Genomic DNA, 13535 nt, shown 5'->3' on the forward strand with positions numbered 1-13535 from the left:
GCTGGGGCCATGACCGATGTTCCCGCACCGCACGTCGCACTCGAGGACGCTGCTGAAGCGGACGCCATTGAGCAGTCGGCAGCAACCCCGGGCGGGGACGAGGAGGACTACCCGTTTGCGGGAGAGGAACAGCAGTAGGGGAGCCGAAACAGCGGGATCCGGCTATTCGCAGCCCACGCCGTCGCCGTCGCGGTCCAGCTTTCCGCTGTAGCCCGGCTGGCCGGCGTGGATGGGCGCGGCACCGGCCGCCCGGACTGCCGCGCAGTTGGCGTAGTAGGCGGCAGCGGGAGCCGGAGCGGCTTGCGCGGCCTCGGCCGCCACAGGCGCTGCGGGACCCGCTGGAGCTGGCGCGGGAACCGCGGGCGCCGCTTGGGCCGGAGCCGTGACGGGGGCGCTCCCCTTCGTCGGAGCCAGGACGCCGGCACACTTGGACAGCACCGTGGCCATGGCGTCGTGCTCGGCCCGCGTGACCCAGAGCTTATAGGTGGTCTTGACCGAGATCTGCCGGGCGACGTACGCGCAGCGGTAGGCCGTGTTTCGCGGCAGCCAGGTGGCGGCGTCGCCGTCGCTCTTTTGCTGGTTTTCCGGTCCGGAAACGGCGAGGAGGTTCAGGGGATCGTTGGCGAAGGCCGTGCGCTGCGCCTCTGTCAGCTGCTGGGCACCCTTCTGCCAGGCGTCGCTGAGAGCCACGACGTGGTCGATCTGCACCGCGCTGCTCGTGTTGACCCCGCGCTGGAATGCGATGACGGTGGCCGTGTACGGATCATTCAGCGTGCCCGAGAGGACCACGCAGCTTCGGGTCCCGGGCTTCAGCGTTGTGGCCGTGAGGTCCCTGGTGAGGATGTCGTTCCGGGTGTCGCAGCCGTTGTGGTCCGTGTCCGCCCACGCCTGCCCGAACTGCGTCCGGTCGTAGCCGGTTTTCGGCGCCCGGCCTTTGATGGGCAGGGTCGCAAGCAGTTCCGTGGCCTTGGTGGCGTAGGCAGGCCGTGCCTTGACGTTGTCCAGCCGTGCGGGCTCGAACGGCGGCGCAGTGGCAGTGGGTGAGGCGGTGGGTGCGTCGGTTGCCGTCACATCCGCCGAGGTGCTTGTTCGGGCGCCCGACGACGGCTGTTGCGTTGCGCTGACGGCGCCGCCGCAGGCTGTGGTCGCCAGAATCACGGTGGCGACGATGCCACCCTTGACCCAGTCGACAGCGCCGAAGGATGCGCTGGTGCCGAAGGCTCCGCTGTAGTTGCCGCGCGGCAGTGGACGTGCTCTCTTCAACTTCTTGTGCCCCCGTGGCGGTCGTTGTGCGTTCAACGATCGTACCCACCGAGCGAGCTGGATCGGGGATCTTGCGCCAAGCCTGCGTAAAGCGTGCGAACAGCAGTTAAGCGGAAGGGCCTCGCGTCACCTGTCGGTGTGCGAGGCCCCTCCTAGCGGCAGGACCACCGCAACTGGGGGACGCGGTGGGCCTGTTAACAAAGATAAAGAGGTTTCCTGAAAATTGGCTAGGAGTTTTGGGGGGACTGGCACCGGCCGGTAAGGGGGAGTGGGGGGCCAAGCTTGGAAGACCTTGTGGAGGGCGAGGCCCCCATCGCTTCAGCGCCCAGGCGGAAGCTTCGGCAGGACCTTGACTTCACTCCCGGCCTGAACCAGTGTGGAAATCGCACCGTTTCAGCTGGTTTTCACCCTTTTAGGAGATGTGCAATGACGCTTCCCTCAGGCCTGACCCCGGGTACCTGGACCCTTGATATGTCGCACAGCGAGATTGGATTTACCGTCCGGCATGCCGGGATCAGCAAGGTCCGTGGCCGGTTCACGGATGCCAATGCCGAAGCCCGTGTCCGGGAATCGCTGGCTGAATCCTCTGTGCGCGCCACAGTGAAGACCGCGAGTTTCGACTCCGGTGACGCCAACCGCGACGGCCACGTGCGGGGTGCGGACTTCTTCGACGTCGAGCAGTATCCCGAAATGACGTTCCGGGCCAAGGGCATCGAGGGCGACGGCGAGGATTACACGGTCACCGGCGACCTGACGATCCGGGGGATCACCAAGCCCGTCGAACTGGAAGTTGAGTTCACCGGCGTGGCGGTTGATCCGTTCGGTGCCACCCGGGCAGGTTTCTCGGCGGAGACGGAAATCAGTCGCAAGGAGTTTGGCCTGACGTGGAACGCAGCGCTGGAGACCGGCGGATTCCTGGTCAGTGACAAGGTGAAGATCAATCTCGAAGCTGCGCTGGTCAAGCAGGACGAGGCGGTACCGGGCCAAGCCTGACCATGAGTAGCAGCCGCGCGTCTGTCCGAGGTGAATCGAACTAGGACAGGCGCGCGATGCTCCGCCGGATCGGCCGTGAGGCCGTGCCGTCGGAAAAGAGGTCAGGCGAGGATGCCTGAATCCGTTTGACGTCTTCGAAAACGCCCCGGAGGTGGACGCGCAGGGAGCTGTCGGCGTCGGCAATATTGTTGGCTTCCAACGCGTCCACCACTGCCGTGTGCTGCTCAATCAGCGTGGAGACAGGCCTCGTATCGATCAGGCTCAAGCGCCGGGCGCGGTCCAGGTGCGCCTTGGCCGAATTGACGGCCGTCCAGGCCGACTCGTGCCCCGCCAGCCGGAGGAGTTCACGGTGGAAGTCTTCGTCCAGCCGGAAGAATTCCTCCACATCACCCTGGGCCTCGGCCTCGCGCTGGCTGGCAAGAATCTGCCGCAGGCCGGCAATCCCCGGCGCGTCCACCACCAGGTCACCAAGGGATGCGCATTCGATGGCCTCCCGGACGAACTGAGCTTCGGCAACCCGGCCCAGGTCCACGAGGGAGACGAAGGATCCGATTTGCGGGAAGACCTGCACCAGCCCCTCTTCGCGCAGCAGAATCAGGGATTCCCGCACCGGTGTCCGGCTGACGCCGAGCTCCTGCGCTAGCTCGTTTTCGGACAGCGGCTCACCGGGAGGGAGCTGCAGGGAAATGATCCGACGCCGGAGTGTTTCCAGTGTCTGATCACGCACCGAGAGCCTCGGCGACTGTCCTTTATCGGGTTTTTCTATTGCCATGCGTCCAGTCTAGCCATCGTTGACAAACTAGAATGGTAGTGCTTGTATGGTAGCAAGAGCCGCCGAAAAAAGCCCCGTACGCCAAACCTGCTCAGCAGAGCGTGCACCCGGGGAAGGCGGCCACCCTCGCACCGCAAACATCGCCACCTCCCTTTTTCATCGCCTGCAAAGGAGCACCAGATGACCGAGAGCATTGCGCCACCCACCACCAAGCCGGAGACGAGGACCACCCGGGACCTGGCCAGGGTCGCAGTTTCAGGCTGGCTCGGGACGGCCATGGAGTTCATGGACTTCCAGCTCTACTCCCTGGCCGCAGCCATCGTCTTCAACAAGATCTTCTTCCCTGAGGTGAGCCCCGTGCTCGGCCTCATCGCCGCGATGGCCACCTACGGCGTGGGCTACGTCGCCCGCCTTGCAGGAGCCGTCTACTTCGGCCGCATGGGTGACAGGATCGGCCGCAAGAAGGTCCTCTTCATCACCATCGCCCTCATGGGCGCGTCCACCACGCTCATCGGTGTCCTCCCCACGTACGCGATGATCGGCATCTGGGCTCCGATCCTGCTTGTAGCACTGCGCCTCATCCAGGGCTTCGGAGCCGGCGCCGAGATCGCCGGGGCCACCGTGATGCTCGCGGAATACGCCCCCGCCAAACGACGCGGCCTGATCTCCTCGCTCGTCTGCCTTGGCACCAACTCCGGCACACTCGGAGCCTCTGCCCTCTGGGCGATCCTGGTCGCGGTCCTGCCGGAGGACCAGCTGCTCAGCTGGGGCTGGCGCATCCCGTTCCTGGCCAGCTTCCTGCTGATGATCTTCGCAGTCTGGATCCGCCGCTCGCTTAAGGAAAGCCCGGTCTTCGAACAGCGGGCCGACGTCGTGGACGGTGTTGCCCTCGCCAAGAAGGACATTGCCCAGGCCGCCGTACCGGCCGGCACCAGCACCATTGAAGCCGCGCTGCACCAGCGCAAGGGCCGGGCCTTCCTGATCGCCCTGGGCCTCCGGTTCGGACAGGCCGGCAACTCCGGGCTCGTGCAGACCTTCCTCATCGGCTACCTCGCCACCGTGCTTTTGGTCGACAAGACCGTGGGCACCAGCGCCATCATGTACGGCTCCCTGCTGGGCTTCATCACCATCCCCATCATGGGCCTCCTGGGCGACCGCTTCGGCCGGAGACCGCTGTACCTGGTCCTCAGCACCCTCACGGCGCTGTTCGCCATCCCGATGATGCTGATGGTCACGAGCGGCAACACCACCCTGATCACCGTGGCCATTGTGGCCGGACTGAACCTAGGCGTCCTGAGCCTGTTCGCCATGGAAAGCGTGACCATGGCCGAGTTCTTCGGAGCCCGCACCCGCTTCACCCAGCTGGCCCTGGCCAAGGAAATCGGCGGCATCCTCGCCACGGCCATCGGCCCGCTGCTGGCCGCCACGCTCACGGCAATCACGGGACACTGGTGGCCGCTCGCCGCGATGCTCATCGGCTACTCCCTGATCACCCTGGTCGCCGCAGCCGTGGGTCCCGAGGTCCGCGGCCGCGACATGGTCCGCCTGGAAGACGCCGTATGAAAGCGGTAGTAGTCCACGGACCGAACGACCTTCGCATCGACGACCGCCCGGAACCCGTAGCCGGACCCGGCGAGGTAGTGCTCGACGTCGAGTGGGGCGGGATCTGCGGCTCCGACCTTTCGTACTGGCGCCACGGCGCCTCGGGGACTGCGGCACTGAAGTCGCCGCTCGTCCTCGGCCACGAGGTGGCCGGCCGGATCGCGCAGCTTGGGTCCGGAGTGGAAAACCTCGACGTCGGCCAGCCGGTTACGGTGCACCCCGCGGAACTCGTGGGGGACGGGACCATGCCGGCACGGCTCGCGGGCAGGACCAACCTCTACCCGCAGATCCGCTACTTCGGGTCAGCTGCCTTCGACCCCCACACTGACGGCGGCTTCAGCGAACGGAAGCTTGTGCGGGCTTCGCAGATCCGGGCCCTGCCCGACGGCGTGGACACCCTTCGCGGGGCGCTCGCCGAACCGCTCGCCGTCGCCATGCACGCCGTAAGCAGGGCCGGATCCTTGGCCGGACGGGATGTCCTGGTCAATGGTGCCGGACCGATCGGCTCGCTGGTGATCGCAGCAGCCAAGTACGCCGGGGCCAGGACGGTGATCGCAGCCGACATCAACGATGCCTCGCTGCGGATCGCCGCAGCAATGGGCGCCGACGAGGTCCGAAACCTTTCCGGAGTCGGCGCACTTCCAGAGGACATGGAGCTGGTGTTCGAAGCCACCGGCATCCCGGGCGTGCTGGGCGGCGTCCTCGGCGCCACGGCCCGCGGCGGAACCGTTGTCCAGGTGGGCAACCTGCCGGGCACCCCGGCGCCCGCGGCACTCGGAGACCTGGTGACCCGGGAAATCACCTGGATCGGCTCATACCGGTTCGCGGACGAGATCAGCGACGCCCTCCGCGCCATGGCCGAAGGCCTGGACGTATCGCCTGTCATCACCCACAGGTTCGGCATCGACCAGGCCGAGGAAGCCATGCGGGTTTCGGCCGATCCGGCGTCCGGCAGCAGCAAGGTCATGCTCCGCCTCACCGCCAACTGACTGGCAGCAGGTGTCGTTATGAGGGCTCAAAACGACACCTACTGCGAGCTTCTTGCAAATCTCCCACGCACCCACGAAGGACCAACCAGTGAAAATCACCGACGCACGGGTAGTGGTTTCGTCCCCCGGACGGAACTACGTCACGCTCGTTATTGAAACCGAGGACGGCATCACCGGCATCGGCGACGCCACCCTGAACGGCCGCGAGCTGGCTGTGGCGTCCTACCTGTCCGAGCACCTCTGCCCGCTGCTGATCGGCCGCGACGCCCGACGGATCGAGGACGCGTGGCAGTACTTCTACAAGGGCGCCTACTGGCGCCGCGGGCCGGTGACCATGACCGCGATCGCCGCGATCGACGTCGCGCTGTGGGACATTAAGGGCAAGGCGGCCGGCATGCCGGTCTACGAACTCCTGGGAGGTGCCGCCCGCGAGGGCGTCATGGTCTATGGGCACGCCAGCGGCTCAAGCCTGGAGGACCTGAGCGCCGATTTCCAGCACCACCTGGACCTCGGCTACAAGGCAATCCGCGCCCAGGCTGCGGTGCCGGGGCTGGAGAAAACCTACGGGATCGCGCCCGTGGATGGCAGGACTTACGAACCGGCCAGCGGCAACGTTCCACAGGAGGACATGTGGGAGACCACGTCCTACCTGGACTTCGCGCCGAAAATGATGGCGCACGTCCGCGAACAGTTCGGCTACGGCGTCCACGTCCTGCACGATGTCCACCACCGGCTGACGCCCATCGAGGCCGGCCGGCTGGGCGCCTCGCTGGAGCAGTACCGGCCGTTCTGGATAGAGGACCCGACGCCGGCCGAGGACCAGTCGGCGTTCCGTTTGATCCGCCAGCACACCACCACGCCCATCGCGGTGGGGGAGGTGTTCAACTCGATCTGGGACTGCCAGCAGCTGATCACCGAACGCCTGATCGACTACATCCGCACGTCCGTCTCGCACGCCGGCGGCATCACGCACCTGCGCCGCATCTTCTCGCTGGCCGACCTGTACGGGGTCCGGTCCGGCTCGCACGGCGCCGGCGACCTGTCCCCGGTGTCGTTCGCTGCGGCGCTGCACGTGGACATGAGCATTCCCAACTTCGGCGTCCAGGAATACATGGGCCACCGCGACCCCGTCGGTGAGGTCTTCAAGACTTCCTACACCTTCACAGACGGCTACATGCACCCGGGTGATGCTCCGGGACTCGGCGTGGAATTCAACGAGGAAGCGGCAGCAGCCTTCCCGTTCGAGCCGAAGTACCTCCCCATCAACCGCCGGCTCGACGGGTCGGTGCACGACTGGTGAACACCGCACCGCAAGAATCCCAGCCCCAGCCCTTCGACGTCGTCGTGATGGGTGAAATCCTGCTGGAAGTCGCCACCGACGCCCCGTTCGGCCACGGCGTTCCGGCGCAGCTGGGCATCTCCGGCGATGCGCTGAACGTGGCGGCGTCCGCCGCCGCGGCCGGTGCCCGCGTGGGGCTACTGTCGGTGCTGCCCGACGACGATCTCGGCCAGGCGATCGCCGCCAGGATCCGGGAACTCGGCATTTCAACCGAGCTCCTGAAATTCAGGACCGGACAGCAGGGCGTCTACCTGGTGCACTGCGATCCCGACGGGCAGCGGGAGTTTTCGTACGCCCGCAGCGGCAGCGTGGGTTCCACGCTGTCCCCGGAGGATATTGATCCCGCCGTCTTCTCGGCGGCCGGGGCAGTGATTGCAGGCGGGATCGCCTGCGCCATCTCCGCGTCCTCGCGTGCGGCGGTCCTGAAGGCTGCGGCCCTGTCCCGCCGTTTCGTTTTCGACCCCAACTTCCGTCCCCGGCTCACCTCCGTGGAAGACGCGACGGCGGTCCTCGCCGATCTCGCGCCGCGGACGTTCCTGGTCACTCCGTCCTTCCCCGGGGAGACGTCGGCCCTGCTGGCCTGCTCCTCACCGAAGGAAGCTGCCGCCAAGCTGCGCCGCCTTGGCGCGGCGACCGTCGCCGTGACCTGCGGGGCGGAAGGAATCCAACTTGAAGGCGAACAGGACTCCGTCTGGATCGACTCCATTCCCGCGCCGTCGGTGGTGGACCAGACAGGGGCGGGCGACGCGTTCGTCGGCACCCTGACCGCACGGATGGTGCTTGGCGACTCCCTTCCCGTGGCCGCCCGGTTCGGTGCGGCAGCCGCATCGCTCGTGGTGGGCGGCAAGGGCGGGACCGGGTTCATTCCCACCTTCGAACAGACCCGCGCGCACGCGTCCACCGGAGCCAAGGGAGGCCTGCCATCGCACGCCTAGACGCCTCCTCGCTTGCCGCGCAGGGGAACCACCGGCCCTTGCTGCAACGCGGCACGCTGCGGCCCGGCATTGTGCACCTTGGCTTGGGCGCCTTTGCCCGCGCTCACACGGCCGTCATCACCGAAAACGCGATGCTTGCCTCCGGCGATTTCGATTGGGGGATCACCGGAGTCACCCAGCGCTCGGATACCGTCGCGCGCCAGCTGGCGCCGCAGGACGGACTCTTCACCGTGACCGAAAGGGGCAACGGTGCGGCGCCCCTCCGGGTGGTGTCCAGCATCGTGGAAGCCATCTCGGGACGGGACAATCCGGCGTCGGTAGTGGACCGGATCGCCGCCGAGGCGACGTCGGTGCTCACGCTCACCATCACGGAAAAGGGGTACCGGATCGATCCGCGGACCGGAACCCTCAACGTCGCTGATGACCAGGTCCGGGCGGATCTTGCCGGCCAGGCGCCGCAGTCGGCGATCGGCCAGATCGCGAGGGGACTCCAGCAACGCTCTCGTGCCGACGCAGGCCCCCTCACCGTGGTCTCGTGCGACAACCTGCCGGGCAACGGGGAGCTGACCCGCAAGCTGGTGCACGCCTTTGCCGCCGCGCTGCCTCCCGGGGAGGCGGAGCCGCTGCTGGCCTGGCTCGACGCGCATGTCACCTTCCCCAACACCATGGTGGACCGGATGGTGCCGGCCACGACGGCCGGTGACCTGGACGCCGTCGAACGTGAACTCGGGCTCCGGGACGAGGCCGCCGTGGTGGCCGAACCGTTCCTGCAGTGGGTGATCGAGGACAACTTCGCCGCCCGCCGCCCTCGGTGGGAGGACGCCGGGGCGCTGTTCAGCTCCGACGTTGCAGCGTGGGAGGCAGCCAAGCTGCGGCTGCTGAACGCGAGCCACTCCATGCTGGCTTACCTGGGGCTGGCTGCTGGCAAGACCACGATCAGCGACGCCGTGGGGGAGGACGTGTTCCTCAGTGCCTGCCGGCGCATGATGGCCGAGGACGCGCTGCCCACCATCAGCCTGCCGCAGGGACTCGCCGGCGAAGCCTACTGCGCCCAGGTGCTGGGCCGGTTCGCGAATCCTGCCCTGGGCCACACCACCGCGAAGGTGGGCAGCGACGGCTCGCAGAAGATCGGGCTGCGGTTGCTGAGCACTGTCCGCGGAAATCTCGACGCCGGCCGCGAACCACGGTGGGCCGCCCTGGCGGTGGCAGCCTGGATGCGCCATGTGGCGACCACTCCGGAAGGTCAGCTTGACGATCCGCTGGCGGCGGAGCTCCATGCTGCGCTTCCTTCATCGCGCACTGCCTCGACGGTGGTCCCGGCGCTGCTCGGCTGCCGCAGCATCTTCGACGGTGAGCTGGCCGCGCACGGCGGTTTCTCCGAGCTTCTCACTCACTGGTACCGCACCATCGACATCCACGGGCTGGACGGCCTGAGAAATGAGATCAACCATGGCTGACGCCACCAGCGTCCTGCACGTTTCCCCGGTCATCCCGGTGGTGACGATCGACGATCCGCAGCATGCCGTTCCGGTGGCCCGGGCACTCGCCGACGGCGGCATCCGCATCATCGAGCTCACATTGCGGACCGAGAGTGCGCTGACATCGCTGAAGCTGATCGCCAACGAGGTGCCGGACATCCTGGTCGGAGCGGGCACGGTCGTGACGCCCGGCCAGGCGGATGCTGCGGTAGCCGCCGGCGCGCAGTTCCTGGTCAGCCCGGGCGTGACACCCGCGCTGCTCCGTCACATGCTGACCCTCAACATTCCGGTGCTGCCCGGCGTGGCCACGGTGGGCGAAGTGATGGCAGTCCTGGAAAGCGGTCTCGACGCCATGAAGTTCTTCCCCGCCGGACCTGCCGGCGGTCCGAAATACCTCGCGGCGATCGGCGCACCCATTCCGCAGGTGCAGTTCTGCCCCACCGGAGGCATTAGCCTGGCCTCGGCACCGGACTACCTGAAACTGCCCAACGTCTCGTGCGTCGGCGGCAGCTGGCTCACGCCCCGCGACGCCGTGGAGAGCAATGACTGGGGCCGGATCACGGAGCTGGCCCGGGAAGCCGCCGGAATCGGCCAGCTGCGCGAACCCTAGGGGACATCCGGCGTCGCGGACCGGCACGTAAAGTCGGGCACATGACCGCTTACCGTTCCGCGGCCCGCCGCCCGGCGCGCTCGCCTGCCTGTTCCCGCTCGGAAAGGGTGAACTGGAAATAAGTGCCCCGCCGCCGGGGTTAGGCTGCTACAAAGGCCGCTACCAAGGAGTTCGACGATGACTGCTGTCACCATCCGCCACACCCCTGCCCGGGAGCGCTTTGAAGTGCTCGCCGACGGCCACGTCATCGGCAAGGCCTTGTACAAGATGTACGACGACGACGGGTCGCCACAGCGGATTTTCTATCACACCGTGATCAACGAGGAGTACGGCGGCCAGGGGCTGGCCGGCCGGCTCGCAACCGTGGCACTGGACGAGACGGCGGACGCGGGTCTGACCATTGTGCCGGTGTGTCCCTTCATCAAGAAGTTCCTCACCAAGCACCCTGAGTACTCTGAGAACACGACAGCCACCACACACCAGCACCTGGCGTTCCTGAATGAGGCGCTTGCCGCGCACGCAAAGACTCAGGCGTAGTTCCCGCCGACGTTGTCACGGGGCTAGTTGGGTCAGGGCCGCCAAGCGGCTGCCTCAGGTGTACATGAGGGAACCCGGCGTGGTGAGGATCTGCCCGGTTTCGAGCCAGGTCTTCAGGCCGGACAGGATCATCGGCCAGCCGCCGTAAAGTTGCTCGTTGGCGCCTTCGCGGAGCTGGTCATGGGTGACGGTCAGGTGGCAGGAGTCGCCAACAGGTTCGATCTCCCAGGTGATCCGCGAGGTGCCCTCGGCCTTGACGTCCTCGCCCCAGAGCGCGCGCATGGTCTGCACGAGCCGGCGCGGCGGGTCGACTTCGACGTTCTCGCCCTCGCCAAGCAGATCCCCTCCGCCGGGGGCCATCTCGAACCGGGACCCCGGCGTGAAGTCTGACTTGATGTGCATTCCGAACTGGTATTTGCCGCGGATCTCGCTGTGCGTTATGGCTTCCCAGAGCTGTTCCGGAGTGGTCTTGATGTAGATTTCGAAGATCTTTTCCATGGGACTTTCCAATCTGGATTTGAGGTCGCTGAGGGCAGCGGCCCATGGTTCTGAATATTTGCTCACCCAGCGGTCGTGGACGAGCCTGATGGGCACCGGATTCAGGAAGTGCAGCTTCTCGCGGCCGCGGCGCCGGGTCACCACGAGGCCGGCTTCCTCAAGGATCTTGAGGTGCTTCATGACCCCGAAGCGGGTGATCTCGAAGTGTGCTTCCAGGGCGCTGAGTGTTTGGCCGTCTTCGCGGAAAAGCTGGTCCAGCAGCTCCCTGCGGATCGGGTCAGCCAAGGCCTTAAACACCGCGTCCATACGGTCAGAATAGGTGACCATTTGGTCACATGTCAACGGGTCCGCGTAGCAGCCCGCCCATTTTCAGCGCTGGGAACGGCGAGTGCTGCTGCCCGTTGGGAGGACTCGAACGCGGCGAGAGTCAACAGGCGTAAGGGAGTAGAAGGGGGTGAACCTGGCTCTGGTTCCGGGGGAAATATCCGACCGGACCACCGAAGCGGCCTCCAGTGCCGCAAGGTGGTACCGGACGATGTCCCTGGTGGCGCCAAGAGCGCTGCTGAGCTCCGACACTCTGCTCGCCCCGTTGTGTGCCAGATACTCGACGATCCGGGATCTGATCTGGTTACTCCGAACCTTCGGCTCGTGATTGCCAGCGTGGACCGTCATCTGGCTGCTCGGGACGCTAACTACCTCAGTCAATGCAACTGCCTTTCAGCGTGCTCAGGAAAGTGTGCGCAGGAAATGCAGGCCGGCCGGATACGGGATAGCGGGGCATAAAACGCCGTGGCGTCAAAGCCCCGACCGGCCGGCCGGCCGGGTGGGTGTGGTCCGGTCAGTGCGTTGCGGCTTCCAGCTCTTTGACCTCGTGCACGTCCTGAGCCGGGAGCGAATCCTGGCGGGGAGCAGCCTTGTCGTGGTTTCGGCCGATGACTGCGGTGGCGATGGCATTTCCGAGGATGTTGGTCGCGGTGCGTCCCATGTCCAGGAGCTGGTCGATCACCAGCAGGACACCGATGCCCGCTGCCGGGATGCCGAAGGCGGGTACGACGGCGGCGACCACGACGAGTGACCCGCGCGGCACGCCGGCCATGCCCTTGCTGCTGAGCAGAAGCATGGCGGTCATCGCGATCTGCTGGCCAAGGTCCATGTCGATGCCGTAGGCGTTGATCAGGAAGACCGACGCGAACGTCATGTACATCATGGAACCGTCGACGTTGAAGGAGTATCCCAGCGGCAGCACGAAACCGGTGGTGCGTTTCTCGATGCCGAACTTCGTCAGGCCTTCAATGAGTTTAGGCAGTGCGGCCTCGCTGCTGGAGGTGGCGAAGGCAATGACCATGGGTTCGCGCACGATCCGGACGAGACGGAAGGCCGCGCGTCCGAGGAATGCAACGGCCACGGCGATCATGAGGGCCCACAGCGCCGTGAGGGAGACGTAGAATCCGCCGATGAAAGAGGCGTAGGTCGCAAACGCATCAATGCCCTGGGATGTGAACGCGGAAGCGATTCCCGCGAAAACGCCTACGGGTGCCGCCAGCATCACGTAGCCGGTGACTTTGAGCATGACGCCCATCAGTTCATCGATGGCATTCGCTATGGAGGAGTGGCCCTTCTTCCGAAGATTCAGCAGGGCGATGCCGAAGAGTGCGCCGAAGACGAGGATCTGGAGGGGGTTGTTGTTCGTCAGTGCGGAAAAGACGCTGGTGGGAATGATGTGGGTGATGAACTCCTGGTAATCAAGGGCCTTCGTTTCCATGCCGGCGTCCCCGGTGGGCGCAAGGTGGAGACCGTCGCCCACGTTGAGTACATGAGCCGTGATGAATCCGAAGGCGCCGACCAGGACGGAGGCGGACAGGAACCAGATCATTGAACGGCCGAAGAGCTTTCCCACCCCCGCGGATTTGGCAGCTCCTGCGATGCCGGAGACAAGGGTGGCGAAGATCAGCGGGGCGATGATCATCTTGATGAGATTCAGGAACATGTGCGTGACAGTGTCGAGGACGGCCACGACAGTTTCGCGCGCTGCTCCGGCGAGCAGCCAGTGGCACACGAGGCCGCTGATGATTCCGAACAGGAGCGCTGCCAGAATCCACATCGTTGTTTTGTTTTTCATGATCAATCCTTCAGGTAGGTCCAGTTTCACGGGGCGGGACGGTTCCGGGCACGACGGCGTGCCCCGAACCGCGGTGCGGGGAAGGTGTTGGGTTGCGCCGGTTGAGCTTGTGCCCCGCTGGGCGGAGCTTGTCGAGACCGTGTTGGGTTGCGCCGGTCGAGCTTGTCGAGACCTAGATTTCGACAGGCTCAATCAGCGGACTATCTCGACAGGCTCAATCAGCGGACCAGCTCAGTCAGCGGTGGCTTCGACGCGCTCGACGAGCGGCTTCTCTATTTGCTGAGGTTGGCGAGGCGTTCGGGGCTGAGGAGTTCCTGGAGTTGGTCGGCGGTGAGGAGGCCGTGTTCGAGGACGAGTTCGGCCACGCCCTTGCCGGTGGCGAGGGCTTCCTGGGCGATGG

At 65.9% G+C, this 13535-nt stretch carries 15 protein-coding genes; 9 read left to right on the forward strand and 6 right to left on the reverse strand.

Annotated features, from left to right (window positions below):
* Positions 1 to 9: 9 nt before the first annotated feature.
* Complete coding sequence (locus tag LQ144_RS23010; protein WP_290369790.1) at positions 10 to 138, forward strand: hypothetical protein; 129 nt, start codon at positions 10 to 12, stop codon at positions 136 to 138.
* Between the two features lie 24 nt (positions 139 to 162).
* On the opposite strand, the gene LQ144_RS18370 is transcribed toward LQ144_RS23010, so the two are convergent.
* Entirely contained in the window at positions 163 to 1263 is a 1101-nt protein-coding gene (locus tag LQ144_RS18370; RefSeq protein WP_230120145.1) for a DUF1524 domain-containing protein, read from the reverse strand.
* A 426-nt stretch (positions 1264 to 1689) separates the two neighbouring features.
* Here LQ144_RS18370 and LQ144_RS18375 point away from each other — a divergent pair, with 426 nt between their 5' ends.
* Positions 1690 to 2256 (forward strand): YceI family protein, encoded by a 567-nt coding sequence (locus LQ144_RS18375; RefSeq protein WP_230120146.1) that lies wholly within the window; start codon positions 1690 to 1692, stop codon positions 2254 to 2256.
* A gap of 40 nt (positions 2257 to 2296) precedes the next feature.
* Here LQ144_RS18375 and LQ144_RS18380 read toward each other — a convergent pair whose 3' ends face one another.
* A complete protein-coding gene (locus LQ144_RS18380) occupies positions 2297 to 3028 on the reverse strand; it encodes a GntR family transcriptional regulator (protein ID WP_230120147.1) in 732 nt (243 codons plus the stop codon).
* Positions 3029 to 3208: 180 nt separating this feature from the next.
* On the opposite strand from LQ144_RS18380, the gene LQ144_RS18385 reads away from it, so the two are divergent.
* The 7 genes from LQ144_RS18385 to LQ144_RS18415 all read left to right on the forward strand — a co-directional run bounded on the left by LQ144_RS18385 (position 3209) and on the right by LQ144_RS18415 (position 10518).
* Positions 3209 to 4591, forward strand: a complete 1383-nt coding sequence (locus tag LQ144_RS18385; protein WP_230120148.1) for an MFS transporter — start codon at positions 3209 to 3211, stop codon at positions 4589 to 4591.
* Complete coding sequence (locus LQ144_RS18390; RefSeq protein ID WP_230120149.1) at positions 4588 to 5619, forward strand: L-idonate 5-dehydrogenase; 1032 nt, start codon at positions 4588 to 4590, stop codon at positions 5617 to 5619. Before LQ144_RS18385 ends, LQ144_RS18390 begins: the two co-directional genes overlap by 4 nt.
* Positions 5620 to 5707: 88 nt before the next feature.
* Positions 5708 to 6919, forward strand: a complete 1212-nt coding sequence (gene manD / locus LQ144_RS18395; RefSeq protein ID WP_230120150.1) for a D-mannonate dehydratase ManD — start codon at positions 5708 to 5710, stop codon at positions 6917 to 6919.
* Between the two features lie 47 nt (positions 6920 to 6966).
* Positions 6967 to 7893, forward strand: coding sequence for a PfkB family carbohydrate kinase (locus tag LQ144_RS18400; protein ID WP_230120158.1), 927 nt, complete (start codon positions 6967 to 6969; stop codon positions 7891 to 7893).
* Between the two features lie 38 nt (positions 7894 to 7931).
* Entirely contained in the window at positions 7932 to 9350 is a 1419-nt protein-coding gene (locus LQ144_RS18405; RefSeq protein WP_230120151.1) for a mannitol dehydrogenase family protein, read from the forward strand.
* The gene (eda, locus tag LQ144_RS18410) at positions 9343 to 9981 is read left to right on the forward strand and encodes a bifunctional 4-hydroxy-2-oxoglutarate aldolase/2-dehydro-3-deoxy-phosphogluconate aldolase (RefSeq protein ID WP_290369791.1); all 639 of its coding nucleotides are present in this window, start codon (positions 9343 to 9345) and stop codon (positions 9979 to 9981) included. The genes LQ144_RS18405 and eda overlap by 8 nt, the downstream gene beginning before the upstream one ends.
* A gap of 177 nt (positions 9982 to 10158) precedes the next feature.
* Positions 10159 to 10518, forward strand: a complete 360-nt coding sequence (locus tag LQ144_RS18415) for a GNAT family N-acetyltransferase (RefSeq protein WP_230120153.1) — start codon at positions 10159 to 10161, stop codon at positions 10516 to 10518.
* Positions 10519 to 10572: 54 nt separating this feature from the next.
* Here the strand turns inward: LQ144_RS18415 and LQ144_RS18420 are convergent, their stop codons facing one another.
* The 4 genes from LQ144_RS18420 to LQ144_RS23015 form a co-directional block, all read right to left on the reverse strand.
* Positions 10573 to 11322, reverse strand: a complete 750-nt coding sequence (locus LQ144_RS18420) for a metalloregulator ArsR/SmtB family transcription factor (protein WP_230120154.1) — start codon at positions 11320 to 11322, stop codon at positions 10573 to 10575.
* A gap of 63 nt (positions 11323 to 11385) precedes the next feature.
* Positions 11386 to 11688, reverse strand: a complete 303-nt coding sequence (locus LQ144_RS23175; RefSeq protein ID WP_354962170.1) for a winged helix-turn-helix domain-containing protein — start codon at positions 11686 to 11688, stop codon at positions 11386 to 11388.
* A gap of 166 nt (positions 11689 to 11854) precedes the next feature.
* A complete protein-coding gene (locus tag LQ144_RS18425; protein ID WP_230120155.1) occupies positions 11855 to 13135 on the reverse strand; it encodes a dicarboxylate/amino acid:cation symporter in 1281 nt (426 codons plus the stop codon).
* Positions 13136 to 13407: 272 nt separating this feature from the next.
* Positions 13408 to 13535 (reverse strand): hypothetical protein (locus LQ144_RS23015; RefSeq protein ID WP_290369792.1); only part of this gene is annotated, 128 nt, incomplete at its 5' end.

The organism is Arthrobacter sp. Bi83 (genome assembly GCF_918698095.1).
Taxonomy (GTDB): domain Bacteria; phylum Actinomycetota; class Actinomycetes; order Actinomycetales; family Micrococcaceae; genus Arthrobacter.

What these genes read in the sequence shown, in the direction of transcription:
- LQ144_RS18400 (WP_230120158.1), top strand. Translation starts at nt 6,967, where the DNA reads ATGGGTGAAATCCTGCTGGAAGTCGCCACCGACGCCCCGTTCGGCCAC.
- LQ144_RS23010 (WP_290369790.1), top strand. Translation starts at nt 10, where the DNA reads ATGACCGATGTTCCCGCACCGCACGTCGCACTCGAGGACGCTGCTGAA.
- eda (WP_290369791.1), top strand. Translation starts at nt 9,343, where the DNA reads ATGGCTGACGCCACCAGCGTCCTGCACGTTTCCCCGGTCATCCCGGTG.
- LQ144_RS18415 (WP_230120153.1), top strand. Translation starts at nt 10,159, where the DNA reads ATGACTGCTGTCACCATCCGCCACACCCCTGCCCGGGAGCGCTTTGAA.
- LQ144_RS18380 (WP_230120147.1), bottom strand. Translation starts at nt 3,028, where the DNA reads ATGGCAATAGAAAAACCCGATAAAGGACAGTCGCCGAGGCTCTCGGTG.
- LQ144_RS18375 (WP_230120146.1), top strand. Translation starts at nt 1,690, where the DNA reads ATGACGCTTCCCTCAGGCCTGACCCCGGGTACCTGGACCCTTGATATG.
- LQ144_RS18390 (WP_230120149.1), top strand. Translation starts at nt 4,588, where the DNA reads ATGAAAGCGGTAGTAGTCCACGGACCGAACGACCTTCGCATCGACGAC.
- LQ144_RS18425 (WP_230120155.1), bottom strand. Translation starts at nt 13,135, where the DNA reads ATGAAAAACAAAACAACGATGTGGATTCTGGCAGCGCTCCTGTTCGGA.
- LQ144_RS23175 (WP_354962170.1), bottom strand. Translation starts at nt 11,688, where the DNA reads ATGACGGTCCACGCTGGCAATCACGAGCCGAAGGTTCGGAGTAACCAG.
- LQ144_RS18385 (WP_230120148.1), top strand. Translation starts at nt 3,209, where the DNA reads ATGACCGAGAGCATTGCGCCACCCACCACCAAGCCGGAGACGAGGACC.
- LQ144_RS18420 (WP_230120154.1), bottom strand. Translation starts at nt 11,322, where the DNA reads ATGGACGCGGTGTTTAAGGCCTTGGCTGACCCGATCCGCAGGGAGCTG.